Genomic DNA, 24,104 nt, shown 5'->3' on the forward strand with positions numbered 1-24,104 from the left:
AAATAGAATTTTATATTTTGTAAATAGCCTCATTGGAATGATTGGTAAACTTAATAACTTTAAGCGAAATGAGCTGCACTTATTCTTTTTTTTGATCTTACTTAATACAAACTGTTAACTACATATATGATTCTGTTGTAAGTCATTCATAATATTTAATTATCATTTATAAGGTTTTTTATAAATTCATTTAAACTTACTGCTTCCTGAGAACCAATTTCTTGGTTGGCGCCAAAACGGATCACTTGTCCGGAAACACCTTTGGTATTTGGTGCAAAATCTAAAGCTAAGAAGTTACCGTTACGCAAATCAAAAAATGGAAGCCAATAGGGTGTCACGTACATGGGTAAAGCTTGACCTTGATTTATACTATATGTATCAAATAATTCTTCTTGTGTCCAGTCCTTATAAATTGTTTGCCAATCTTTCCATTCTTTAAATATTTTTTCAGCGCTCATAATAGCATGATTTTCTACGCCGTTATGAAGCATTAAAAACTCTTTTAATATTATAGGAAAAGGAAAGCCTGCTTCTTGTTCAAATTCAGCATAAATGGCATCGTTATTTTTCGGAGGAATGACTTTGAGCTCTTTTTGTATTATAAGCTTTTCAAAACTTAATTTAACATCTTCAAAATCACTCTTGGGGTTTAATTGAATAAAAGGAGCTATGTAATCTGCTTTCTCTTTCGCTAATTTTTCAGTTATAAATTGATTCGGAATAAATTTATTGAGAAATGCGCCTGTTTCTTTATCAAAATTAATGTGTTTTATAGTGGAAACTGGTTGACTACTAAATAGATTACGTCCAAAAGAATATATTCTAGATGGTACTTTTTTTGCTTCTTTTTTTTGGTCATCAACAATATTAAACCAGGCACTTAAAAGTGGTGTATTTTTAATTTCTACAGTTACGATTTCCTTACTTTTTAGAAAGGCTAAACCATAAAATTTGCTAGTTGTCACTTCATCTGGAGTAATGACTAATAATTTTAAGAGCTTCTTTTTTGAAAAGTCTTCAACAGCTTTTAAAAGGGCGTCTCTAAACTTGAAACTATTATTATAACTGTCTAGATATTTAATTGAAGGTAGTGTGTTTATTTCAATGATATCAAAATTAAAATCGTCCCATTTCATGTCTTTTAAACTATCGGTGTAGGCCTTAATACATTCCATTTGTTCTTATATTTTGATACGGCTAAAGTACTTTACAACCATGAAATTTTTATCACTGAAAATGATGATTTTAAAAACTACGGAATGAATCTAGAAGGCCATATGCAATATTTTTTTTTCTTAATTAGAGCTTTATTTTCCTGATAAATTGACGCATAGGGCCATAACTGGCGTAAACAGTTTTAAAACTAGTAGCCATATTTTGTAGTAAGTTGGTGTACGAAAAACTAGGAAGTTGATCAAGACATGTAATCATTAAATGTTTCTGAATTTTTAAATCCAAATGATGAATAGTATCACAGTTTATAGCGTAATTAAGTAGCTCTACATCTAATTCTGTGGATCTAAAGGCTCCTTGAAATTCATTGGTCTCATTTGCCTCATTCTCGTTATTCTGCAAAGTAACCGCGTTTGTTTCTGCCATTGGACCATTGCCATGTCGGGTTTGATAACATCGGGTTACATAATAAATACTCACATCAGTAATATTTAGGCATTTCTTAATAAGCTTAACAGCGTTTTTAGAAGTGGTATTACTCCAGGTAGTATGTGGATGAAACCCGTGCTGAGTGTCTAGTAAAACACCTTGGCTGCCTTCAAAAATAAAATGTTCATAAGATGTAGCCAAATCAAAAAGTGAAGCTAGACTATAAAACGATTTAATACCCAAACAGGTTTCTACATAGTAGTCTTCATTATAATCCTTGAGCTCATTATAATAGTACTCTTGAATGCTTTTGGGTTGATTTTGCAACTTAATTTCATAGTATGATTTTATACTTATTAAACGCTGTTTCACCACCCATTGAAATTGTAAATCGTTAGCAAAAAAATGAACTTCTTCTTTATTTCTAGCTATAGTCGCACCAAAACCCAAGCCACAAGACCCGTGATTTTGATGTTTTTCAATAGCTCTGTTGTACGCTACATCATAAATGGTTGTAATCATCGCTAATGGATGAAGAAATAATTTTGGTTTGTATGTTTTTAAAAATTCCCCTTCCTGCAAAATGGCTGGCGGAAATAAGGTGGTGTGTTCTGTATAATAAGTAGGTACTCCTAGCAACGTACCTGACCCAAAATTGCTAAATGTGTGCGTAAGTTTTTGAGTACTTACTGTATGGCCTATTTGATGGCCTCCTGAAAACCGAACTACCAAGCTTTTTTCAGGATGTTGCGATGCCAGAAAATCTGTGGTTAAACCTTTTCCGGCATCGCCAAAACCTAAATCTATAACGATGCTGCACTTTGACATTTATAACATATTTTCTACTTCAGTATCTGAATTATCAGAAGTGTTAGTTTCTGAAGTCGGTATGTGTTGTTCTATAGCGCCTTCAGTATCTTTAACCTCGGAAGAATTAATTTCTAAAGTTGGTTTGTGATGTTGTATTACTATTTCAGCAATTTGTTTAGCTACTTTCTTGTAATCTGGAATTTCTATAAAATTCTCACCTAGTAATGTTTTCCAGTTTCCTTTTCTTTCAGGTTGTTTGGCCCATTCATTGTGCTCTAAATGCATGTGAAAAACATGGTATTTTTCTTGTGCTTCTTTAAAAATAGCTTCTGTGGTAATTGTTTCAGCTTCGTCTACACAGGTGTATCTTTTTATAATTTCAGCGGGAATTGTTGGAAAAACAGGTTCGTCACCTATTGTAAATAAAAATCCTTTTTGCTTTCTTTTTTCCCAACAGTCTATAGCTGTATGGCGTGCTGCAAACAAATGTGCCAAGTTATAGCCTTCTTGGTTGTTTCCGCCACCGCCGCTTTCTAAATAAACACGAGTTAGCCAGCGATCTAACAATTCTGCTGAAGATTCAAACTGGCCAATTTGCAATGGTGCTTTGTCATAAATAAAATCTCCTATTCCTATAAATAAAACCTGCGGATGCTGTATGCCAGCTTCCATTAAAGATCCTATAAGATCTGGCAAAGCCTCCTTTACAATATGTTCAGGTACAAATCCCATACTGCCCGTTACATCAAGGCCTACTATAATGGACACAGTTTCAGGGTGCTCTTGAGAATCTCTAGACTCTCTTAAAAGTATGTTGGCAGGATCCATTTCTGGATCTATATTAATTGAGGTAAATATTTCCTCTCTTGATTTATTACTATATCCTTTCGATTTTCTTAATCGAGAATATGCTTCGTGACTAAATCTTCCTCCTCCCATAATTACAGTTCATCTATTTTTGCACCAAATAAATACGTGTAACGCTTTTTGGCTAATTCTAATTTTATTTCCAAATTCCTAATTTTAATAGCCATTTCTATGTCTTTAGCAACATAATTTCTAGCATCAAAATCTGATGCCAATACTAAACTATTAGCATCTGTAGGGCTCATATCAAGCATATTTTCTTGCTCGCGTTTTAATCGTTTTAATGATAGGGATAAATCTTCGGTTTCTCGTTTGTACATTAACTGCGCGTCTTCTGCAATAGCACTCGCACGATCATCTCTTATTTTATCATTATTGCGCTTTAATGACTCTAAAAAAGCAGCACTTTTAATTTTGTCTTCCATAAAAATTTGTTTGAAACAAAGTTAGATTTAAGAGTCGTTTATTTTATCCCTGAAAAGGGTGATTTTAATATTTAATTCTATTAAAAACATGTTAGAATAATATTTAGCTGAATTATAATATCCATGAAAACGATTACTAAATGTTTGAAGTGTAATAATTATCTTTAGTATTATGAAAAATCACTTTTAACAACAATATATTTATCTTCCAGCGACTTTCATGTAAATTCAGTTTCTATAGACACTTTAAAAATTTTCATTAATGAAGATTATAGAGGATTTAAAGGTGAAAACACCTTTTATACATGGGATAACGCTTTCCTGCGCTTATGTTTATTTTCCACTGATTACGCAAATGCTCGCAGATTTTTTTGCCAGTATGACAAAAAATGGATTTACAAATTTAGGAATCATCATCAACGATTAGTGCGCTAATGCTATCATTTTCCTAAAAAAGAGAATGATATCAATTTTCTAGGAACTACTTCAAATTTCAATGCAATTAATTGCTTCCATCCTTTTAAGAATGATAGGTACAAATAAAGCAAATTTAGCATTAAACTCTTCCTGAGTTTTGGAGTTATTTAAGTTGCTTCCCATAGTTGCCCATGTTGTATATAGAGCATCTTCAGAGTTTTCATCACTAGTATCGCTATTCAAAGCTTTAATTAAGTTAAAATGTTCATCTTGATTGTAAAAACCTGTGTCTTTAACGATTTCAAAAACGAGCTCGAAGATACTTTGTGTGTCCATGAGTTCACTAATTTTCAGTTCTCTTTCTTTGGAGGCGCTTATAGATTCAAACACGTCAACCATTAAGTTTTGCACGCGGCCATTAATACTAAAGTCTAAATATTTCAAAATTTTGTATTTTTAAATTGTTATAACATGCTATGGTTAGCCGCCGCCAAAATAGCTGACGATGCAGCATATTACTTAAATCTTTATTATTCGTCTAAAGCTATATGTCCTGTAATACGACCATCTTTTACAACAAAAAGAATGTTTGCTATAGGTGCGTTGCCATAACTATCATCATACCATGCATCATTATGAAGCTGTATAAATAGATTTAATAATTCACTTTCAATATCTTTAGGAATCACCATCATGCAAGATCTTCTTGGAATAGATACCAGTAGTTCATCTGCTTTTAACATGGTATGCGCTTTCATCATGTGTGTTTTTGAAAGAATTCTTTCACTCGAAAAATCATATCCACTAGACGTAAGAACTTTGTTTTGTAAAGCTACAGAAAACTCAAACTCTGTTTCAAAATTCTCAAGATTTTCATAAGCAACTTTTAAAATCTGTGGCCCGTCCATAGTCTCTAAATGACTATTTGTTAGGAATACAAAATTATCGGGCGTATCCATACCATAACCAATAACAACCTTGGCATCAATATCCGAACCTATTAAATTAGAACTTAATGCTCCTGCTTTAAGTCCAACCCAATTTCCCGGTTTTAAAATTGGATAAATTTTTTGATTGGTATTTTTAGTTTGTTCTTTGATCTTGTCTATTTCTTCTTTTGACTTTTCTTCTCCGTAAAGTGTATTGCTCATAATATTGTTCAATTATTTACTACAAATTTATAGATGTATATAAAGGTCTTTATCACGGTATTCAGCTATTTTGATATTTAGTAGTTTGCTGAATACCTTTTGAATACGGTAATGAGAGTAGTGAAAGTTTAAGAAGTAGTTAATCTACTTTGTTGTTATCGGCATTTGATTTTCCGAGGGGAATTAAGATGCAGCACTTGCAACTCTAAAAATGATGACGTTTATGAACTATTTAATGATGTCAAGCTTATTATGTTTTACCTATTGTAATCGGAGTTAAATGAAAATAAAAGTTAGATTAGAATTCGGCTACTTCTATAGTATCTAGAATTCCATAAATAATATTATCCAAAAGCAATGGTGTTTTAAGTTGGCTCGAGGTTTAAAATAGGTTACTTAAAAAATTTAAACCTCTTTTAGCTTCTTATGTCGCAATATTTAGTCTCTCAAGCGGAATATATGTAAGGTTAAAATCACTATAAAAATCACAGATTAATTTGTTTATCAACAGGTCTGTTTTGGTTCCAAAAACACCTAATTAAATCAAATAGAATAGCTTATAAACAAACGTAGTTTAGAGGTTAATATTCTCTTTAATTATTCACGTTAGAAATTAAATTTTTTAACCTCAAAATCTAAAATGTTGATAACAATGTGGAAAACGAAAAAGAGAATTAGTGCAATATTGAGAATAATGTTAGACCTTTATAGTCGCGAATATTTAAACCCTCAATCCATATAGAAACATGAAAATCATTTCGGTTTTAAAAAGAGATTTCCTAACGGAACCCTTTGATTTAAACAAGATTACAAATGCTATTTTAAAAGCAATGACTGCCGTGCAGCACGGGCAACTCGTAGATGCCGAACGTATTTCGAGTAAAGTTTTCACCTCTTTATTAGAAAGAAAAGACCTGGACAACGATTACTTGCCAACCGTAGAAGAGGTTCAAGACTTTGTTGAAACTAAACTTATGGAAAGTGGGTTTTTTGATGTAGCTAAAGCTTATATATTATACCGAAACGAACAGTCTAAAAAACGTAAAAGTAATATTTTTGAAAAACGTATTAATTTAAAGCCTTACGAGTATCCAGAACTATACGAATATGTGCCAGCAATTAGACATTCATATTGGATTCATACCGAATTTAACTTTACAAGTGACGTTCAGGATTTTAAAACCTTATTATCAGATCCAGAACGTACTGCTATAAAAAACACCATGCTTGCTATTTCGCAAATTGAAGTAGCTGTTAAAAATTTCTGGGGTGAAATTTATCACAGAATGCCGAAACCCGAAATAGGTTCAGTTGGAGCAACATTTGCTGAAAGTGAAGTTCGCCATCATGATGCATACTCACACTTATTAGAAGTTTTAGGATTAAACGAAGAGTTTAAAAACCTAAAAAAGAAACCCGTAATCATGAAACGCGTGCAGTATTTAGAAACGGCACTAAAAAATGCAAAAAGTGACGATAATAAGGAATACGCAGAATCTGTTTTATTGTTCTCATTATTTATTGAACACGTTTCGCTTTTTTCACAGTTTCTAATTATCATGGCATTTAATAAGCATAAAAATATGTTGAAAGGCATATCTAATGTGGTTGAAGCAACATCTAAAGAAGAGCAAATTCACGGCGATTTTGGTATCGATCTTATAAAAATTATAAAAGCAGAAAACCCAGAATGGTTTGATGAGGAATATAGCATCAAGATTCAAGATATGTGTCGCGAAGCGTTTGATGCAGAAAGCAAGATTATAGATTGGATTTTTGAAGATGGCGAATTGGATTTTATTCCAAAAAATGTTATTAACGAATTTATTAAACAACGCTTTAATGATTCTCTTGAAAGCATAGGTATTGAAAAAATATTTGAAATAGATCAAAAACTTCTGGCTGAAACGGAATGGTTTGATGATGAGATTATAGGCACGAAACACGGTGATTTTTTCGTGAAACGCTCAATCAATTATAGTAAAAGAACGCAAAGTATAACCAGTGATGACCTTTTTTAACATGAACAACGAAAAACTTACCCTAAATTCAGAAAGCGCAGAAAATTCAGAAGCTAAATTTTCAAACGACAATGATCTACTTGTAAAATCAAGAAAAGAAGCACTTAAAAATAATAACCAACAACCGCAAAAAGGTTTCGAATGGTTAACAGAACATAGCCGAAACTTTTTAGCATTAGGTTATATTTCTAACGGTATGACTGCCGAACAACGCATTCGTGAAATCGCTGATCGTGCAGAAGAAATTCTTCAAATACCGGGGTATTCAGATAAGTTTTATGGCTATATGTCTGAAGGCTTCTATTCATTAGCATCACCAGTTTGGTCTAACTTTGGAATGAAAAGAGGTTTGCCTATTAGTTGTTTTGGATCGCATGTGTCTGATGATATGGGTAATATATTATACACGCAGTCTGAAGTGGGAATGATGTCTAAATTAGGCGGTGGTACGTCTGGATATTTTGGAAAAATTCGCCCTCGTGGTGCCGAAGTAAAAAATAATGGTCAAGCATCTGGTGCAGTTCATATTATGCAGCTTTTTGAGTCTATGGTGGATGTGGTTAGCCAAGGATCGGTAAGACGTGGACGTTTTTCACCGTATTTACCAGTTGAGCATCCAGACATTATGGAGTTTTTAGAAATTGGTACAGAAGGAAACCCAATTCAAGAATTAACGCATGGGGTTACTGTTACCAATGAGTGGATGGAAGAAATGGTTGCTGGCGATGAAAAGAAACGTACTATTTGGGCTAAAGTTATTCAAAGAAGAGGCGAAATGGGTTATCCATATATCTTCTTTAAAGACAATGCTAACAATGCAGCTGCCGATGTATATCGTAATGAAAAACATACTATTTACGCGAGTAATTTATGTACAGAAATTATGTTACCCTCCAATGACGACTGGTCGTTTGTTTGTGTATTATCGTCTGTAAATGTATTACATTATGACAAGTGGAAAGATACCGATGCAGTTGAAACGATGGTCTATTTCTTAGATGCTGTTATTACGGAATTTATCGATAAATTAGAAGCCTATAGAGATTCTGAAATTAGAGAAGATCGTCAAACGTTCTTATTTATGGAACGCGCTTATAATTTTGCTAAAGAAAACAGAGCATTAGGTTTAGGTGTTTTAGGATGGCACTCCTTATTACAATCTAAAATGTTGCCATTTAATAGCAAAGAAGCCTATAGTTTAAATAGTGATATTTTTAAACTTATTAAGGAAAAATCCTATTCAGCTTCAGCGGAGTTAGCTGAAATATTTGGTGAACCAAAAGTTCTTAAGGGTTATGGCAGACGTAATGCCACCTTAAATGCTATTGCACCAACAACATCATCAGCTTTTATTTTAGGTCAAGTATCTCAAGGGATTGAACCAATTTGGTCTAATATTTATGTGAAAGATATTGCGAAGATTAAAACAACGATTAAAAACTCATATCTAGAGGATTTATTAGAAGAAAAAGGGCATAATACACAAGAGGTATGGCGTAGTATTCGCGATTTTGATGGTTCTGTGCAGCATCTTGATTTCTTAACAGATAATGAAAAAGACGTATTTAAAACCTATTCTGAAATCGATCAGATGGACATTATTTATCAAGCAGCCAACCGTCAGAATCATATTGATCAAGGCCAGTCTGTTAACATTATTGTACATCCAGATATGCCTGTTAAGGATATAAATAAAATTCATATTACCGCATGGAAATTAGGTTTAAAATCCCTCTATTATCAGCATAGTATGAATGCAGCGCAGAAATTTAAACAGAAAAAAGATTGTATAAGTTGCGAAGCATAATTGCTAATAAGTAACTTTTAAAATTACAGTAAAACCCGTCTGAAAAGATGGGTTTTTCATTTTCTGAAAGAAATTGAATGTTATATGATTGGAATGACTTTGAATTTTTACTGCCTTTAGACTAATAATTTAATACAGATTTGGAATAAAAACAATATTATTGTAGTCGATTAGTGACTCATTTTTAACGACATAAAAAAATAAATATGACAATACAAGAACGCATTGATAAATCGGCAACAACCATTTTTAAAGCCGTTTTTCCGAACACAACAAATCATTATGACACCTTATTTGGAGGAACAGCTATGCAGTTAATGGATGAAACAGCGTTTATAACATCCACGAGATTTAGCCGTCAACAAATGCTAACAGTAAGTAGTGATAAAATTGATTTTAAAAGACCTATTCCTGCTGGGACTATTATAGAATTACGCGGATATGTAACACATGTAGGAAACACGAGTTTAAAAGTGCGGGTCGATATCTTTGTTGAGGAAATGTATTCTGAAAGTCGAGAAAAAGCAGTTTCAGGAGAGTTTACATTTGTTGCAGTAGATGAAAATAAAAAACCAGTAAAGGTACTTTAAGTAGTCACTTTTAGTACAAACCTCTATAGAAAAAATCATATAGTTTTTAAAGTCTTTAATTCTAATTACCCCGATAATTATTTGACCAGTCTTTATGTTTATCCATCATTAATGTTATAAGATAGCGACTGTTTCCATTTTGTAAGGTATATATTATTTGGTGACTAACTTTGGAATGATACTGTCCATTATAAGGTAACTTACTTTGCAATGGCACTCATAAACAGGAATTTAATTCAGTAAATAAAATACAAATGGAAAACAAAATGAAAGTAGAAATTTGGAGTGACGTAATGTGCCCATTTTGCTATATCGGAAAGCGTAATTTTGAAGCTGCTCTTGAGCAATTCACCGACAAAAATCATATTGAAGTCGTATGGAAAAGCTACCAGTTAGATCCTACAATTCCTGAAGTTCCAACAGATAGTTATCAGGATTATCTTATAAAAAATAAAGGAATGAGTGCCGAGCAGGTAACGAGTATGTTAGATAATGTGACTGAATCTGCCAAGCAAGTAGGATTAGACTACAATTTGGATAAAGCAGTTATGGTTAATTCTATACATGCGCACAAGTTCATTCAGTTTGCAAAAACAAAAGATTTAGGCGATCAAGCAGAAGAACGCTTATTTTTAGCTTTTTTTACCGAAGGAAAAAACATAGCTGATTTGGATACTTTAACTCAATTAGGAAAGGAAATAGGCTTAGATGAAACCGAATTACAAACAGCGTTTACGGACGATCAATATGCTTATTTTGTAAAACAGGATATTCAAGAAGGGCAACATGTTGGTGTTCGTGGGGTTCCATTTTTTGTGTTAGATAGAAAATTCGCCGTTTCTGGAGCACAACCATCTGAAGCATTTTCAGAAAATTTAGAGAAAGCATTTGCTAAATGGCGAGAGCAAAACCCTGAAGTAAAACTGGAAGTTACTAAAGGACAAAGTTGCACACCAGACGGTGTTTGTGAATAAGAAAAACGATATAGATTAAATTTCTCATGTAATAAACATAAGAACTTATAGGATTTTTAGTATAAGCCCATCTTTTTTGATGGGCTTATTGTTTTTAAAAAAACAATATACAAATCATTTATTATAGAAGAAAGAGTTCTTAAATTTCTCTCTTATAGTGTGTAAACGTAAGATTTAATTGTTTTTTTTAATTCTGAATACAACCATAATTGGTTTTTATTGTTGATTTAACTACCTTAATTAATTATCTTAAATCATTAAATAATCTATTATGAATAAGGGTGGGTTTTCTTGGGAAAGATTAAGTGGTTATTCTGCAGCAAAAGCTAAAGTCTCACGTAAAATTGGAATTCCATTAACAAAAAGTGGACGCGATCAAAAAATTGGAAGAATAGTGTCGAAAGGATGTTTGGGAATGTTAGCAATTATGAATTTACCAATATTGATCCTTTTTATTATGTATTTTAAAACACCAATTTAAAGCTAACTTTATTCAAAAATAAAATACGGAGAAATTATTTGTTTCAAACTCTATGTTTTCAATGTTATAGGAATTTAATCTTTCCCAATAATTTTCGAGAATGGTTCTAAAAGCGAATCGGCTGCCTCACGCTAGTAAGGGTCTTAATTCTTTAATACTGTCAATCCTATTAGTAGTTAAATGATAGTTTTAGTTTCCTACCTAAATGAGTATCTTTGTAAATCAGCACTAATTTAAAAAATTCGAAACTATGAAGTATTTTAAAAACAGCATCTTCTTATTGTTGTTAGCTTTTTCCTTTTCAATTGTTGCCCAAGAAACTAATTATGGCAATCAACATTTATTTGACGATTTTTCTTACCGTGAGGGAAATGTTTACCGTTCAGCCTCTGGTAAGCCAGGGCCTGAATATTGGCAAAATTCCGCCGATTATAATTTAGAAGTATCTTTGGATGATGAAAACCATACTGTTACAGGTAATGTTACAATTCAATATACGAACAACAGCCCAGAAACTTTAGAATTTATTTGGCTTTATTTGGAGCAGAATCGTTTTACCGAAAACTCTCGTGGTACATTAACCACATCAGTACTTGGAAGTAGATACAGTGGTGATGTTGAAGGCGGTTATGAATTATCTGAAGTTACAGCAAAAACAAAAACAGGAACATCTTCAAAGCATTTAATTACAGATACTAGAATGCAAATTTTCCTGGATAAACCATTAGCTGCCAAAGGCGGTGAGGTTACCATAAAAATGAATTTTAAATTCAAAGTTCCTGTGGAAGGAATGGATCGTATGGGAAGATTAGAAACAGAAAAAGGTGTTATTTACGCTATGGCCCAATGGTATCCGCGTGTAGCAGTTTTTGATGATGTTGTAGGATGGAATACAGAACCTTATTTAGGTGCAGGTGAGTTTTATTGTGAATATGGTGATTTTGATGTGAAAATTACAGCCGCTGCAGATCAAACTGTTGTGTGTTCAGGTGTATTGCAAAACCCAAAAGATGTGTTGACTAAAACGCAACAAAATCGTTTTTCTGAAGCTGAAAAAAGTGATAAAACAGTGTATATTATCAAGCCAGATGAGGTTGGTAAGTCAAGTTCTAACGCTAAAACTAATGGAACTTTAACATGGCATTTCAAAATGGAGAACACGCGTGATGTAGCTTGGGCTTCTTCAAAAGCATTTATTTGGGACGCAGCTCGTATGGATCTTGGAAATGGGAAAATGGGAATGGCGCAATCTGTATACCCTATAGAAAGTGATGGTACAGCAGCTTGGACACGCTCTACCGAATATACTAAAAACTCTGTAGAATTTTATTCAAAAACATATTATCCTTATCCGTATTATAATGCTATTAATGTTGCAGCAAATGTTGGTGGTATGGAGTATCCAGGTGTTAGTTTTTGCGGTTACAAAAGCAAAGGTGCAAGCTTATGGGGTGTAACTGATCATGAATTTGGGCACAATTGGTTCCCAATGATTGTTGGTACTAATGAGCGTCGTTATCCTTGGATGGATGAAGGGTTAAATACGTTTATAAACCATTATAGTACGGCAGCTTTTAATGATGGAGAATATCCTACAAATACAGATAAACCTCGTGGCTTAGTAAGGTATCTTACTTTTGAGAATCGTGAGGGAATTGAAACGTCTCCAGAAGTAGCTCATGCAAGAAACTTGGGTTATACGGCATATTACAAACCTGCAGCAGGACTTTTTATGCTGCGCGAATATATTTTGGGTACGGAGCGTTTTGATAATGCTTTCAAGAGTTATATTCGTCATTGGGCATACAAACATCCACAACCAAATGATTTCTTTAATCATATGGAGAATGTTGCAGGAGAGGATTTATCTTATTTTTGGAAAGGATGGTTTTATGGTAATGGCAACATAGAAATGGGTGTTTCTTCAGTGAAACCTCATGAAGGTAATTATCTTATAACAGTTGAAAATAACGGAGAAATTCCAATGCCCGTTGAGCTTCAAGTGACTTATACAGACAATACAACAGAAAACGTTTCACTTCCAGTAGAAATCTGGCAACGTGGTAATAGCTGGACGCACCTTTTAAAGACTAAAAAGGACGTAAAGCAAGTTGTGTTGGATCCAAACAAAATGTTGGCCGATATTGATACTGCTAATGATACTTGGACTAAAGAGTAATTATTATTATTTAAAAATTAAGTTAGTATTATAAAAAATGCCTCTGAAAACATTTGTTTTTAGAGGCATTTTTATTGATAAAATAGTTTGAGGACAATTAGTTTCTATGTGTGACACAGCTAATCCTTAAAATACTTTTAAGCTGAATCTATCATGAGCGTTGGCATTCTTTAAAAGCAAAACTATAAAATTTAACAAAAATTGTTATTGAGCTAGAACTTTAAATTCAAGCTCCTTCTCCTTCTCCTTCTTCCTCTTCCTTTGACTTTTTAATAATAGCTTTAAGACGTTCTTTACGTAAAACTTTTTCTGCTTTTTTCTTGTCAATTTTTCTATTGAGAAGCTTGGTATGTTGGGCCTTGTTTTTTGTGTTTTTCTGACCTTTAGGTTTTGGCATGACAGTGTGTTTTTATACGGGAGAAAAGTACGAGAAAAGGATCAAATTTGAACTAAAAAATGAACTATAGTTCTAAAATTGTCATTATTAGTTAAATTTAATCATAACATTTCCGTTTTAAAGGCATTAATAATCCCATTAAAGTACATTCACATTGATTAAAATAATAAATTTGTATTTCAAATAAATTGATTGGAAAAGACTGAAAATAAAGATATACAGCAGCCCGTTAAGAAGAAAAAAAACGGTTTAGATTCTTAAGAATAATCGGGTGGATTATTCTCAGTATCCTCCTACTTTTATTTTTGCTGATTCTTTTTATTAGAAGCCCTTGGGGCCAAGACATTATTGTTACCGAAGCGGTTTCGTTTCTTTCTAACAAAACAAAAACCAAGGTAGAAGTTGAAAAACTGTTTGTCACTTTTGATGGTAACGTTCAATTAAACGGTTTATATCTAGAGGATACCAAAGGCGATACACTTATATATTCCAAAACATTAGAAGCCAATGCGCCAATCTGGTCTATAATTCGTGGAAATGGTATTGGTGTCGATGCTTTATATTGGAACGGTGTTCGTGCTAATGTTACTAGAAAAGATAGTATTGAAGGTTTTAATTTCCAGTTTATTATTGATGCTTTTGCTTCAGAAAAAAATACCGAAGTTCCTGCCGATTCCACATCTGCGCCTTTAAATTTAATTTTAGGTAAACTGCGTCTAAACGATTTTGATGTGGTTTATAACGACGCTGTTACAGGTATTGATAGTCGTTATAAAATTGGTAAACTCCATGCTAACATGGATAAAACCGATTTAGAAACTATGACGTTTAAAGCGTCCCATTTGGAATTAGTAGATAGTAACATTAAGTTTATACAAACACCAGTTCCTGATACACCGGATTCAGAAAATACCACGTTGCCGTTAATAACTGTCGACGAATTAAAGCTGACCAATGTTTATGCCGATTACCAAAGTGACGCCAATAAAATAGCTGCCATTATAGATGTTAAAGAATTATACGCTGAAATTCCGAATATCGATTTAGCCGATGAACTTTTTGAAGTTGATGCGTTTAGTCTTAAAAACTCATCCATAACCCTCAAAACTGAAATGGAGAATAATGCCGTTACCCAAAAAGTTAAAGATGTTTCTGAAGATATTGAGCAAGATATTAAAGCATTTGAATGGCCAAGCATACAATTTGTTATTGGCGAAATAGATTTAGAAAACAACAATTTTAGTTATTTTGTGAATAATGAAAAAGGTAAAAAAGGTGTTTTTAATTCCAATGCAATTCAATTAACAAACATTAATCTGAAAGCAGAAGAAATTGTACTGAAAGATAAAATTGCCGAATTGCAAATGGATGAGGCTTCATTTAAAGAAATTTCAGGGATTAATTTAAAATCCTTGAATTTCAACTTAAATGCATCAGATAAGCAGCTCAAAATTTATGATTTAAAAACGGCTTTAAATAATAATTCGTTACAAGGAAATTTTCAACTAGACTATCCGTCTTTAGCGAAATTAATACAAGCGCCAGACCAATCTAAAGTCGCATTAAATATGCCGAACTTTAAAGTGTCTCTTAGAGATTTATTTCTAATTCAACCCGATTTAAAAGAAAACGAATATCTCTTGGCTTTAAGTAAAAAGCCTGTTTCTGGAAGCTTAAAAGCGGATGGTTATTTGTCGGATATTAACGTATCCAAAATGATAGTTGATTGGAATAGCACGAAGATTTCAGCTAATGGAAAAATCCAAAATGTTACCAAACCAGGAAATTTAGTATTTAATATTCCTGCTTTTTCAGCTATTACAAAACGAACAGATATTGTTCAATTTGTTAAAGAGGAAGAATTGGGTGTTAGTTTACCGGCAGACGTAAAACTAGTTGGTAACGCAAAAGGAAGCCTTAACGATATAGTTGCCAATGCGACTTTAACAACCTCGCAAGGTATTGCTAAAGTGGAGGGGCAATTTAAAAGCGGTGAGACTTTAGAATTTAATGCCGATTTAGAAATTCAAGATTATAAACTGAATGAACTTCTAAAGAATGAGCAATTAGGTACCTTAAATTTAAAAGTTATAGCTCAAGGAAAAGGTGATAATATTAATAATTTGGATGCAACTCTAGAAGCCACGGTGTCGAGTTTTAAATACAATAATTATAATGTAAACGATTTAAAATTAATTGGCGATATTAAAAATGGTTCTGGAACTTTGACGTCTAATTATAAGGATAGAAACTTGAATGCTAATTTATATGCTACCGTTATTTTAGACTCTATTTTACCTGAAGCTACAGCCGAATTGGATATTATTGGGGCGGATTTACAAGCACTGGGACTTATGGATCGGAATGTAAAAACAGCAATGAAGATTTATGCTGATTTTAAAGGTAATGGCACTGATTTCGATGTGGCAACCATTGTAGATGAAGGCGTTTTTGTTTACGACGATAAAAGTTACTTACTCGGTAAATTGGATGCTTTGGCTCATGTGCGTAGCGATACGACATCGGTTTCCATAAGAAATAAAATGGTGGATCTACAACTTCAATCTAACGCCGATCCCGAAACGTGGACGAAGTCCATAAGAAGTCACGTTTTAAGTTACTTTTATCGAGACTTTAAAACAGCGGATAGCTTAGGTAATCCTGTGAATTTAAAATTGCGAGGAAAAATAAGCCAATCGCCTATTCTAAATGAGGTCTTTTTGGTTAATGTAAAAGATCTTGATACCATTAGTCTAGTAGTAGATTATATAGAATCAGAGCGTAAACTGAAAGCTAATATTACCGCGCCGCATATTAATTACAGCGATATGACGCTGGATAGCTTGGCTTTTACCATGAATACCGACGCAGATAAATTTAATTTTAATTTAGGCTTTAATAACGTTGTAGCTGGTCCTTTAGATATTCAAAAAACAATTATTTCTGGTAATCAAGTTAACAACGAGTTAGCACTAGAGTTCACAGCCTTCCATAAAAAGGAGGTTTTAGCTCAAATTTTTAGTGAAGTTACAGGTACTAGTGATGCACTTCGTTTTCACGTGAAACCCGATAATTTGGTCATTAATAAAACGCCATGGACTGTTCCAGAGTCTAATGAAATGCTCATTTATCCAAAGAAATTAGAGTTTAACGAATTCCAATTTAGTAAAGGGAACCAATCATTTGAAATCACCGATAAATTAGCAGACGTTGCTAAAGAACATATTGCAGTCAATTTTAAAAACTTTAAATTAAGTGAATTTTTAAATTATTTAAATCCGAATGTAGATTTAGCTGCTGGTAATTTAAATGGCGATTTTATCTTAGAAGATCCATTTACCGATACAGGTATTGTGGCAGATTTAGATATTTCAGATTTCCGCATGATGGATGTGGATTTAGGTGTGGTAGATATAAATGCTAAATCTCTTGGAGGTAATAGTTATGATTTTAATGCACACATGAAGGGTGGTGAAATTGATTTGGACCTGGAAGGCGACTATATAGCTAGTCAATCTGGTGCAGATCTAGATTTAAATCTGGATATTAATAAATTTAATATGACAGCCATAACTGGGTTTACTCAAGGTGAAATAACAGAAACATCGGGAAGTTTTTCAGGGAAATTCACATTAAATGGCACTACAAAAGAACCGTTATATGAAGGGGAATTGGATTTTAATGATGCCAATTTTAAGATCGCCATGTTTAATTCAGCTTTTGCCTTACGTAATGAAACTTTAAGTATTGATAATTCCGGATTGTCCATGAACAGTTTCACCATCCGCGATGCAAACAAGAATACATTTGAAATGTCTGGCAAAATAGGGTCTGAAAGCTTTATCAATCCTACTTTCGACTTACAAGTAAACGCAGACAATTTTCAAGTGCTAAATGCCACAAAAGAGGATAACGATTTTCTATACGGAAAAGTGAGTTTTGATGGGAGTGCTAAAATAACAGGCGACTTACAAATTCCGAAAATAGATATGGATATGACGGTAACTTCCGATACAGACGTTACCTACGTTTTACCATCTGCTACAGTAAATATAGAAGAACGCGATGGTGTAGTCGTTTTTGTTAACCGGGAAAATCCAGATGCTATTTTAACCCGGACTAATGAAAAAACGGCCAGAATAACAGGAATAGATATAACCGCACTTTTAAAAATTGGTAAGGAAGCAGCTGTAACTTTAATTATTGATGAAGAAACGGGCGATAACTTTAAAGTCTCCGGCGAAGGTGATTTTAATATGACCATGAATCCAAATGGAAATCTAACCCTTTCCGGTGTTTATGAAGTTTCTTCTGGACATTATGAGTTAAACTTATATAAAATAGTAAACCGTAAATTTAACCTGGTCCCTGGTAGTCGTGTCACTTGGTCCGGTGATCCTTTTGATGCCAAATTAGATGTAAAAGCAGTTTACCAAGTAGAGTCTTCTGCCTCGGCATTAATGGCGCCAATGTATTCTGGTATTGATCCTGCCGTTAAGGGGAAATTCCGTCAAGTGTTGCCATTCTATGTGTTTTTGAATATCGATGGACAATTATTGGAGCCAGAGATTGCCTTTAATTTAGATATGCCTGAAGAGAAGCAAGGTGCAATAGGTGGACAAGTGTATAGCAGGATTCAGCAATTAAATAATCAGGAAGACGAATTAAACAGACAAGTGTTTTCACTTTTAGTATTGAATCGATTCTATCCAGATCCAGGAAGTGACGGAAGTTCTGGTGGTGTGGCTTCAATTGCCCGAGATAACTTAAATGATGCCGTTTCAGATCAATTAAATATGTTTTCAGATAAACTATTAGGGAGTTCTGGTTTCGAACTCGATTTCGGACTTAATAGCTTCACAGATTATCAAGGAACATCTCCGCAACAGCGTACTCAATTGGATATTGCAGCACAGAAAAAATTGTTTGACGACCGGTTAATTGTTCGTGTTGGTAGTGAAGTAGATATTGAAGGTAGTAGTTCCACAGGAGAAGAAACACCTATAATAGGTAACGTGAGTATTGAGTACTTATTAACCGAAAGTGGTCGGTATCGTTTAAAAGGTTTTAGTAGAAATGAGTTTGAAAATGTCATTGATGGGCAAACCGTTGTTAGCGGTATCGCCGTGATTTTTACACAGGAATTTAATAAATATAACGAGCTTTGGGATGCTCTATTTAAAGCGGAAACCGAACAAGAGAAGGAAGAAAAAGAGCGAAAAAAAGCTAAAAAGAAAGCCGCTAAAGAAAAACGCAAGGAAGAAGAAGCTGCAATTGATAATAGCATTGAAGATAAAAAGAACTAAATATAAAAATAAGATAACTTGAAATATAATTTCACATCCATAATCATATATCTTTTCCTATTAGGAAGTTTTTACTCATGCGGTATCATCAAGCATATTCCCGAGGATGAACGGTTATATACAGGTGCCAAATTAGTCATTGAATCGGATAGTGTTATTAAAAATGAATCGGCTTTAAAAACAGATTTAGAAACGGTTTTACGTCCAGAACCTAATTCTAAATTCTTGGGTATATATTTCGGTTTGTATTACTACTATAAAGTTCAAAAAGAGAAACCAGGGTTTATTAATCGTTGGCTTTATAAGCAATTAGGAGAAGAGCCTGTTTATCAATCGGATGTAGAAACTTATGATGTTGAAGAGTTATTAGTTAACCGATTAGAAAATCGCGGTTTCTTTTATAGTAGCGCAGCGTCTGAATTTGAAGAAACTGAAAAAAAGGCATCTTTAAAATATACTGTAACGGTTCCAAAACCTTATAGAATGGTTAATTATAAACTAGATTCTATGCCTTTTAGTATTCATAAAAGTGTAGAAAAATTAGTGTCGGAATCACCTTTTAAAACGGGGATGCGCTTCGATTTAAATACCATGAAAATGGAGCGCCAACGTATTGATAAAAACTTAAAGAAAAAAGGCTACTATAACTTTAATGAAAATTTTTTAATTTTTGAAGCGGATACAAATCAATACCATAACAAAAACTTCGATTTATTTTTAAAGCTTAAAAATGAAGTACCTAAAAAAAGTTTGATTCCTTATACGATTTCAAAAATCAATATTTATCCTAATTATAAGGTGTCAAATTCTGCTGAATTGAAGCCTACACGTTATAATGAAAAGAATTTTATTCAAGAGGAAGAGTTTTTTAAGCCCAAATATTTAGATCCCTTTGTTGTTCTAGAAGAAGGAGACTATTTCAATCCTGAACGTTCCCGAAATACGGCTAGACGCCTATCTACAATTGGCGCTTATAAGTATGTAAACATTCAATATAAAGAGTTAGATACCTTGGCAGATGATAATTTAGGGCATTTAGAAGCCAATATTTATTTATCGCCTTTAAACAAACGTGCACTTCGAGCCGAACTTCAGGTAGTAACTAAGTCCAATAATTTTGCAGGACCAGCATTTACGTTAACCTTAAGTAATCGGAATTTATTTGGTGGTGGTGAAACGTATAATATCACTCCAAAAGTCGGTTATGAAAAACAGATAGGTGGAAACCAAAACTCGGGAAATAGTAGTTTAGAATTAGGACTTCAAAATGAACTTATTTTTCCAAGAGTATTGTTTCCGGTTAAAATTAATGATGATTTCTTTAAATATTCAATCCCTAAAACAAAAACATCTTTAAGTGTAGATTATTTGAAACGAACGGACTTATATACCTTGCTTTCGGGAACCGCACTATTTGGATATTTATGGGATGCTAATCAGTATGTAACACATGAAATTAATCCGATTACAGTAAATTATACGGCACTTTTAAACAAAACCGATGCTTTTGAAGATATTTTGAATAAGGACCCATTTTTAAGACGCAGTTTTGATCAACAATTTATTGCTGGTTTAACTTACGGTTTTACTTATAATGAAATGGTTAATGCCAATAAAAAGCATCAGCTTTATTTCAGTTTTAAATTTGACATTGCTGGAAATACTATTGGTCTATTAGGCAAGGATCAAGGTCCGAATAAAACTAAAACATTTTTAGGATTGGAATATGCGCAATATGCCAAAGCCGATATTGATTTTCACTATCATTTAAATATGGGTAAAGAACAGGTTATAGCAGCTCGTGTTTTTGGCGGGTATGGTTTGGCATATGGAAACTCCGATGTCATTCCATTTGTAAAACAGTATTATTCAGGCGGGCCTTATAGTGTTCGTGCTTTTAATATTCGTTCGCTAGGACCAGGAACTTATGATCCGGATTCCGATCCTACCGATGGCGATATATTTTTCGATAAGACAGGAAATATCAAATTAGAAGCCAATATTGAATACCGATTTCCTATCGTATCCTTTTTGAAGGGTGCCGTTTTTGCCGATGCAGGAAATATTTGGAATTCTAAAGAAAACCCTATATATGACGGAAAGGATAAGTTTAGTAAAAATTTTATAAGCGAATTAGGAATGGGAGCGGGAATAGGACTGCGTGTTGATATTCAAAGTTTTGTTATTCGATTTGATTTGGCAGCACCGTTTCATAATCCAGCTTTACCAAAAGGTGAGCGTTTTGATTTTGATTTGAGTTCGCCTATTCTTAATTTTGCAATTGGTTATCCCTTTTAAATTTTGTTGAGTACTTTAGTGTTTGTTAATAGTCTGTTTAAATAAAGAGATTGGTGCTTAATTTTACATGTATTGTTAATTTTTTAAAATTAAGTGGTATATTCAAATGTTCAATTGATTCTTTATTTTAATAAAGAAATCGCGGTGTATATTATCCAAAACTTGTAATTGCTAATTGGTGAAATTATATAGTAAAAAATATTTATATGTTACTTTAGTAAGTTTTTCTATTTTATTGCAACGCTTTTTTTATACATTTACCCTCAAATGAAAACACAAAACATTAAAATATTGGCTACAATCTTATTTTTATTAATAAGTTTTGTTTGTTTTTCGCAGGCTGCTGCACCACCACCACCCGGGCCACCACCACCACCAGGTCTTCCCATTGATGGTGGGATTTTTTCTGGCTTAATTTTAGGTGCTATATTTGGTGCTTATCGTTTGTTTAAAGCTAAATAAATGTCTATTTATTTAAGTTAAAGAGCTTTGTAACATATTTTCCAATTACATCAAATTCTAAATTTACAACCGTTCCTACCTTAAAAGTATTAAAGTTAGTGTGCTCATAAGTGTAGGGAATGATAGCTACACTAAAGCTATTTTTTGCCGAGTTTACTACCGTTAAACTTACGCCGTTAATGGTAATAGAGCCTTTTTCAATCGTTATATTATTGAGTGCCTCATCGTATTCAAAAGTGAAAACCCAGCTACCTGAGGCTTCTTCAACGTTAATACATTTTGCTGTTTGGTCTACATGCCCTTGAACCATGTGGCCGTCTAATCGTGCGCCTAATTTCATAGCGCGTTCTAAATTAACCGAATCCCCAACTTTTAAATCCCCGATATTAGTTTTCTTTATTGTTTCATCAATAGCTGTTACCGTATAATTTTCAGCAGCAATTTTAACAACCGTTAAACAAATGCCGTTATGCGCTACGCTCTGATCTATTTTTAATTCTGAAGTAATATTAGAGCTAACAGTTATATGTAAGTTTTGAGCTTCTTTTTCTATTTGTTGGATAATGCCATTATCTTCTATGATTCCAGTGAACATAAGTACAGATTATTTAGTTAAATTTGCAGAACAAAATTACAAACAAAAGTAGTATAAGTAATGAGGAAAGCAGAAAATGTTATCGTAGGAATTTCCATTGGTGATTTAAATGGTATAGGTGGTGAAATTGTTTTAAAAACTTTAGAGGATGTTAGAATGCTTGAGTTTTTTACCCCTGTAATTTTTGCTTCGGTGAAAACGATCACTTTTTTAAAAAATCATTTTGATTTAGATATTAGTTTTAATGGTATCAATAATTTAGACCAAATAATTACGGGAAAAATTAATGTATTCAATGTTTGGAATGATCGCGTGGATATTAATTTTGGTCAAGAGGATATGGTTATAGGTGAATTTGCTATAAAATCATTATTCGCTGCTACTAAAGCTTTAAAGGAAGGCGCTATTGATGTTTTAGTAACTGCACCAATAAATAAACAGACTATTCAATCGGAAGCGTTTAACTTCCCGGGTCACACAGATTATCTAGCACAAGAATTAGATGGTGAGAGCTTGATGTTTATGGTTTCAAACGATTTACGAATTGGATTGCTAACAGATCATGTGCCTGTTAAAGATATTGCAAATAACATAACGCCTCAATTAATAGAGAGTAAAGTAAATACGGTTTATACAAGTCTGCAGAAGGACTTTAATATTAGACGCCCAAAAATTGCCGTTTTAGGCATTAATCCGCATACCGGAGATAATGGCGTTATCGGTAAAGAGGATGATGAGATTATGCGTCCAACCCTAAAAGCGCTTAACGACAATGGTAAATTGGTGTATGGTCCTTATGCTGCGGATAGCTTTTTTGGATCAGGTAATTATAAGAATTTTGACGCTATCATTGCGGCCTATCACGATCAAGGTTTAATACCATTTAAAACCCTTTCATTTGGGAGTGGCGTAAATTATACAGCGGGATTGTCAAAAATCCGAACGTCGCCTGACCACGGTACAGCATTTGAAATTGCTGGAAAAGGTGAAGCAAATATAAATTCATTTAAGGAAGCGGTATTTTTAGCGCTCAAATTGTATGAGAACAGAATGGAAAATGCTGAATTATCTAAAAACCCATTAGTTACACCGCAAAAAAAGATATAAACAAAAAAATGTTTATAAGTGTTAGAACCTAAATATTATTTTATATATTTGCAGGCTCAAAATAGATGTGATAATGAGGGAATTGAAAACGTTTACAATACCATTTGTAGGGTTAAAGTTAGGGAAGCATCAATTTGAGTACAAAATAGATAAGACGTTCTTTGATTTTTTTGAATATCAAGATTTTAATGATGCTGATATTGATGTTAACTTATATTTAGACAAGAAAACAACTTTATTAGAATTACATTTTGAGATTTCGGGAAGTGTAAATGTGAATTGCGATTTAACAAATGAACCTTATAATCAAGAGATTAAAGTAGATTTTGATTTGGCGGTTAATTTTGGTGAGGATTATAATGATGACGAAATTCATTTATTAATTTTACCACACGGCGAATATGAATTAAATGTGCAACAATATATATATGAAACTATTATATTGAATTTGCCGTTAAAATTAATTCATCCTGGCGTGGAAGATGGCACATTAGATTCTGAAATACTTGATAAATTAGAAGAATTGAGCCCTAAAGAGAAACAAGAAAAAGAAGATAACGAGGAAATAGATCCACGTTGGAATACATTAAAAAAACTATTAACGGATAAATAATA

20 protein-coding genes are annotated in these 24,104 nt (G+C 33.1%); 12 read left to right on the top strand and 8 right to left on the bottom strand.

Annotated elements, in window-relative coordinates:
• Window positions 1–155: 155 nt before the first annotated feature.
• The 4 genes from BZARG_RS09475 to BZARG_RS09490 form a co-directional block, all read right to left on the bottom strand.
• A complete protein-coding gene (locus BZARG_RS09475; protein ID WP_008637742.1) occupies window positions 156–1,175 on the bottom strand; it encodes an SMI1/KNR4 family protein in 1,020 nt (339 codons plus the stop codon).
• Between the two features lie 124 nt (window positions 1,176–1,299).
• On the bottom strand, window positions 1,300–2,430 hold the full coding sequence (locus BZARG_RS09480; RefSeq protein ID WP_008637824.1) for an adenylosuccinate synthetase: 1,131 nt from the start codon (window positions 2,428–2,430) through the stop codon (window positions 1,300–1,302).
• Window positions 2,431–3,351 (bottom strand): VWA domain-containing protein, encoded by a 921-nt coding sequence (locus BZARG_RS15275; RefSeq protein ID WP_008637666.1) that lies wholly within the window; start codon window positions 3,349–3,351, stop codon window positions 2,431–2,433. It abuts the gene before it with no gap.
• Between the two features lie 2 nt (window positions 3,352–3,353).
• On the bottom strand, window positions 3,354–3,704 hold the full coding sequence (locus BZARG_RS09490) for a hypothetical protein (RefSeq protein ID WP_008637641.1): 351 nt from the start codon (window positions 3,702–3,704) through the stop codon (window positions 3,354–3,356).
• A 262-nt stretch (window positions 3,705–3,966) separates the two neighbouring features.
• Here BZARG_RS09490 and BZARG_RS15785 point away from each other — a divergent pair, with 262 nt between their 5' ends.
• Complete coding sequence (locus BZARG_RS15785) at window positions 3,967–4,131, top strand: hypothetical protein (RefSeq protein ID WP_008637635.1); 165 nt, start codon at window positions 3,967–3,969, stop codon at window positions 4,129–4,131.
• 59 nt (window positions 4,132–4,190) lie between these two features.
• Here the strand turns inward: BZARG_RS15785 and BZARG_RS09495 are convergent, their stop codons facing one another.
• Together BZARG_RS09495 and BZARG_RS09500 are read right to left on the bottom strand one after the other, a co-directional pair.
• Window positions 4,191–4,565: a hypothetical protein gene (locus BZARG_RS09495; RefSeq protein WP_040288395.1), complete on the bottom strand. Its 375-nt coding sequence runs from the start codon at window positions 4,563–4,565 to the stop codon at window positions 4,191–4,193.
• Window positions 4,566–4,651: 86 nt separating this feature from the next.
• Window positions 4,652–5,272 carry a hypothetical protein gene (locus tag BZARG_RS09500; protein WP_008637845.1) on the bottom strand — a complete coding sequence of 207 codons (621 nt, stop codon included), beginning with the start codon at window positions 5,270–5,272 and terminating at the stop codon, window positions 4,652–4,654.
• Window positions 5,273–6,018: 746 nt separating this feature from the next.
• Between BZARG_RS09500 and BZARG_RS09505 the strand changes: the two genes are divergently transcribed.
• The 6 genes from BZARG_RS09505 to BZARG_RS09530 all read left to right on the top strand — a co-directional run bounded on the left by BZARG_RS09505 (window position 6,019) and on the right by BZARG_RS09530 (window position 13,324).
• Entirely contained in the window at window positions 6,019–7,293 is a 1,275-nt protein-coding gene (locus BZARG_RS09505) for a ribonucleotide-diphosphate reductase subunit beta (protein ID WP_008637659.1), read from the top strand.
• Window position 7,294: 1 nt separating this feature from the next.
• Window positions 7,295–9,100 carry a ribonucleoside-diphosphate reductase subunit alpha gene (locus tag BZARG_RS09510; RefSeq protein WP_040288417.1) on the top strand — a complete coding sequence of 602 codons (1,806 nt, stop codon included), beginning with the start codon at window positions 7,295–7,297 and terminating at the stop codon, window positions 9,098–9,100.
• A gap of 206 nt (window positions 9,101–9,306) precedes the next feature.
• Complete coding sequence (locus BZARG_RS09515) at window positions 9,307–9,690, top strand: acyl-CoA thioesterase (RefSeq protein WP_008637841.1); 384 nt, start codon at window positions 9,307–9,309, stop codon at window positions 9,688–9,690.
• Between the two features lie 254 nt (window positions 9,691–9,944).
• Entirely contained in the window at window positions 9,945–10,664 is a 720-nt protein-coding gene (locus tag BZARG_RS09520; protein WP_008637858.1) for a DsbA family oxidoreductase, read from the top strand.
• A 271-nt stretch (window positions 10,665–10,935) separates the two neighbouring features.
• Window positions 10,936–11,145, top strand: a complete 210-nt coding sequence (locus BZARG_RS09525; RefSeq protein ID WP_008637768.1) for a hypothetical protein — start codon at window positions 10,936–10,938, stop codon at window positions 11,143–11,145.
• Window positions 11,146–11,395: 250 nt separating this feature from the next.
• Entirely contained in the window at window positions 11,396–13,324 is a 1,929-nt protein-coding gene (locus BZARG_RS09530; protein ID WP_008637856.1) for a M1 family metallopeptidase, read from the top strand.
• 226 nt (window positions 13,325–13,550) lie between these two features.
• Here the strand turns inward: BZARG_RS09530 and BZARG_RS15875 are convergent, their stop codons facing one another.
• Window positions 13,551–13,721 carry a hypothetical protein gene (locus BZARG_RS15875; protein ID WP_008637854.1) on the bottom strand — a complete coding sequence of 57 codons (171 nt, stop codon included), beginning with the start codon at window positions 13,719–13,721 and terminating at the stop codon, window positions 13,551–13,553.
• Between the two features lie 305 nt (window positions 13,722–14,026).
• On the opposite strand from BZARG_RS15875, the gene BZARG_RS09535 reads away from it, so the two are divergent.
• The 3 genes from BZARG_RS09535 to BZARG_RS09545 all read left to right on the top strand — a co-directional run bounded on the left by BZARG_RS09535 (window position 14,027) and on the right by BZARG_RS09545 (window position 21,787).
• Window positions 14,027–19,027 carry a translocation/assembly module TamB domain-containing protein gene (locus tag BZARG_RS09535; RefSeq protein ID WP_008637871.1) on the top strand — a complete coding sequence of 1,667 codons (5,001 nt, stop codon included), beginning with the start codon at window positions 14,027–14,029 and terminating at the stop codon, window positions 19,025–19,027.
• 18 nt (window positions 19,028–19,045) lie between these two features.
• On the top strand, window positions 19,046–21,325 hold the full coding sequence (gene tamL / locus BZARG_RS09540; RefSeq protein WP_008637741.1) for a translocation and assembly module lipoprotein TamL: 2,280 nt from the start codon (window positions 19,046–19,048) through the stop codon (window positions 21,323–21,325).
• Window positions 21,326–21,592: 267 nt separating this feature from the next.
• On the top strand, window positions 21,593–21,787 hold the full coding sequence (locus BZARG_RS09545; protein WP_040288398.1) for a hypothetical protein: 195 nt from the start codon (window positions 21,593–21,595) through the stop codon (window positions 21,785–21,787).
• Between the two features lie 4 nt (window positions 21,788–21,791).
• Here BZARG_RS09545 and BZARG_RS09550 read toward each other — a convergent pair whose 3' ends face one another.
• On the bottom strand, window positions 21,792–22,382 hold the full coding sequence (locus BZARG_RS09550; protein ID WP_008637649.1) for a riboflavin synthase: 591 nt from the start codon (window positions 22,380–22,382) through the stop codon (window positions 21,792–21,794).
• Between the two features lie 60 nt (window positions 22,383–22,442).
• Here BZARG_RS09550 and pdxA point away from each other — a divergent pair, with 60 nt between their 5' ends.
• Together pdxA and BZARG_RS09560 are read left to right on the top strand one after the other, a co-directional pair.
• Window positions 22,443–23,489 carry a 4-hydroxythreonine-4-phosphate dehydrogenase PdxA gene (gene pdxA, locus BZARG_RS09555; protein ID WP_008637707.1) on the top strand — a complete coding sequence of 349 codons (1,047 nt, stop codon included), beginning with the start codon at window positions 22,443–22,445 and terminating at the stop codon, window positions 23,487–23,489.
• Between the two features lie 73 nt (window positions 23,490–23,562).
• Window positions 23,563–24,102: a YceD family protein gene (locus BZARG_RS09560; protein ID WP_008637663.1), complete on the top strand. Its 540-nt coding sequence runs from the start codon at window positions 23,563–23,565 to the stop codon at window positions 24,100–24,102.
• The last annotated feature ends 2 nt before the right edge of the window (window positions 24,103–24,104 follow it).

It is taken from the genome of Bizionia argentinensis JUB59 (assembly GCF_000224335.1).
Lineage (GTDB): Bacteria > Bacteroidota > Bacteroidia > Flavobacteriales > Flavobacteriaceae > Algorimicrobium > Algorimicrobium argentinense.

Bases quoted from the DNA above. Each gene is read 5' to 3' on its own strand.
- BZARG_RS09475 (WP_008637742.1), bottom strand. From the start codon at position 1,175: ATGGAATGTATTAAGGCCTACACCGATAGTTTAAAAGACATGAAATGG.
- BZARG_RS09480 (WP_008637824.1), bottom strand. From the start codon at position 2,430: ATGTCAAAGTGCAGCATCGTTATAGATTTAGGTTTTGGCGATGCCGGA.
- BZARG_RS15275 (WP_008637666.1), bottom strand. From the start codon at position 3,351: ATGGGAGGAGGAAGATTTAGTCACGAAGCATATTCTCGATTAAGAAAA.
- BZARG_RS09490 (WP_008637641.1), bottom strand. From the start codon at position 3,704: ATGGAAGACAAAATTAAAAGTGCTGCTTTTTTAGAGTCATTAAAGCGC.
- BZARG_RS15785 (WP_008637635.1), top strand. From the start codon at position 3,967: ATGAAGATTATAGAGGATTTAAAGGTGAAAACACCTTTTATACATGGG.
- BZARG_RS09500 (WP_008637845.1), bottom strand. From the start codon at position 5,272: ATGAGCAATACACTTTACGGAGAAGAAAAGTCAAAAGAAGAAATAGAC.
- BZARG_RS09505 (WP_008637659.1), top strand. From the start codon at position 6,019: ATGAAAATCATTTCGGTTTTAAAAAGAGATTTCCTAACGGAACCCTTT.
- BZARG_RS09510 (WP_040288417.1), top strand. From the start codon at position 7,295: ATGAACAACGAAAAACTTACCCTAAATTCAGAAAGCGCAGAAAATTCA.
- BZARG_RS09515 (WP_008637841.1), top strand. From the start codon at position 9,307: ATGACAATACAAGAACGCATTGATAAATCGGCAACAACCATTTTTAAA.
- BZARG_RS09520 (WP_008637858.1), top strand. From the start codon at position 9,945: ATGGAAAACAAAATGAAAGTAGAAATTTGGAGTGACGTAATGTGCCCA.
- BZARG_RS09525 (WP_008637768.1), top strand. From the start codon at position 10,936: ATGAATAAGGGTGGGTTTTCTTGGGAAAGATTAAGTGGTTATTCTGCA.
- BZARG_RS09530 (WP_008637856.1), top strand. From the start codon at position 11,396: ATGAAGTATTTTAAAAACAGCATCTTCTTATTGTTGTTAGCTTTTTCC.
- BZARG_RS15875 (WP_008637854.1), bottom strand. From the start codon at position 13,721: ATGCCAAAACCTAAAGGTCAGAAAAACACAAAAAACAAGGCCCAACAT.
- BZARG_RS09545 (WP_040288398.1), top strand. From the start codon at position 21,593: ATGAAAACACAAAACATTAAAATATTGGCTACAATCTTATTTTTATTA.
- BZARG_RS09550 (WP_008637649.1), bottom strand. From the start codon at position 22,382: ATGTTCACTGGAATCATAGAAGATAATGGCATTATCCAACAAATAGAA.
- pdxA (WP_008637707.1), top strand. From the start codon at position 22,443: ATGAGGAAAGCAGAAAATGTTATCGTAGGAATTTCCATTGGTGATTTA.
- BZARG_RS09560 (WP_008637663.1), top strand. From the start codon at position 23,563: ATGAGGGAATTGAAAACGTTTACAATACCATTTGTAGGGTTAAAGTTA.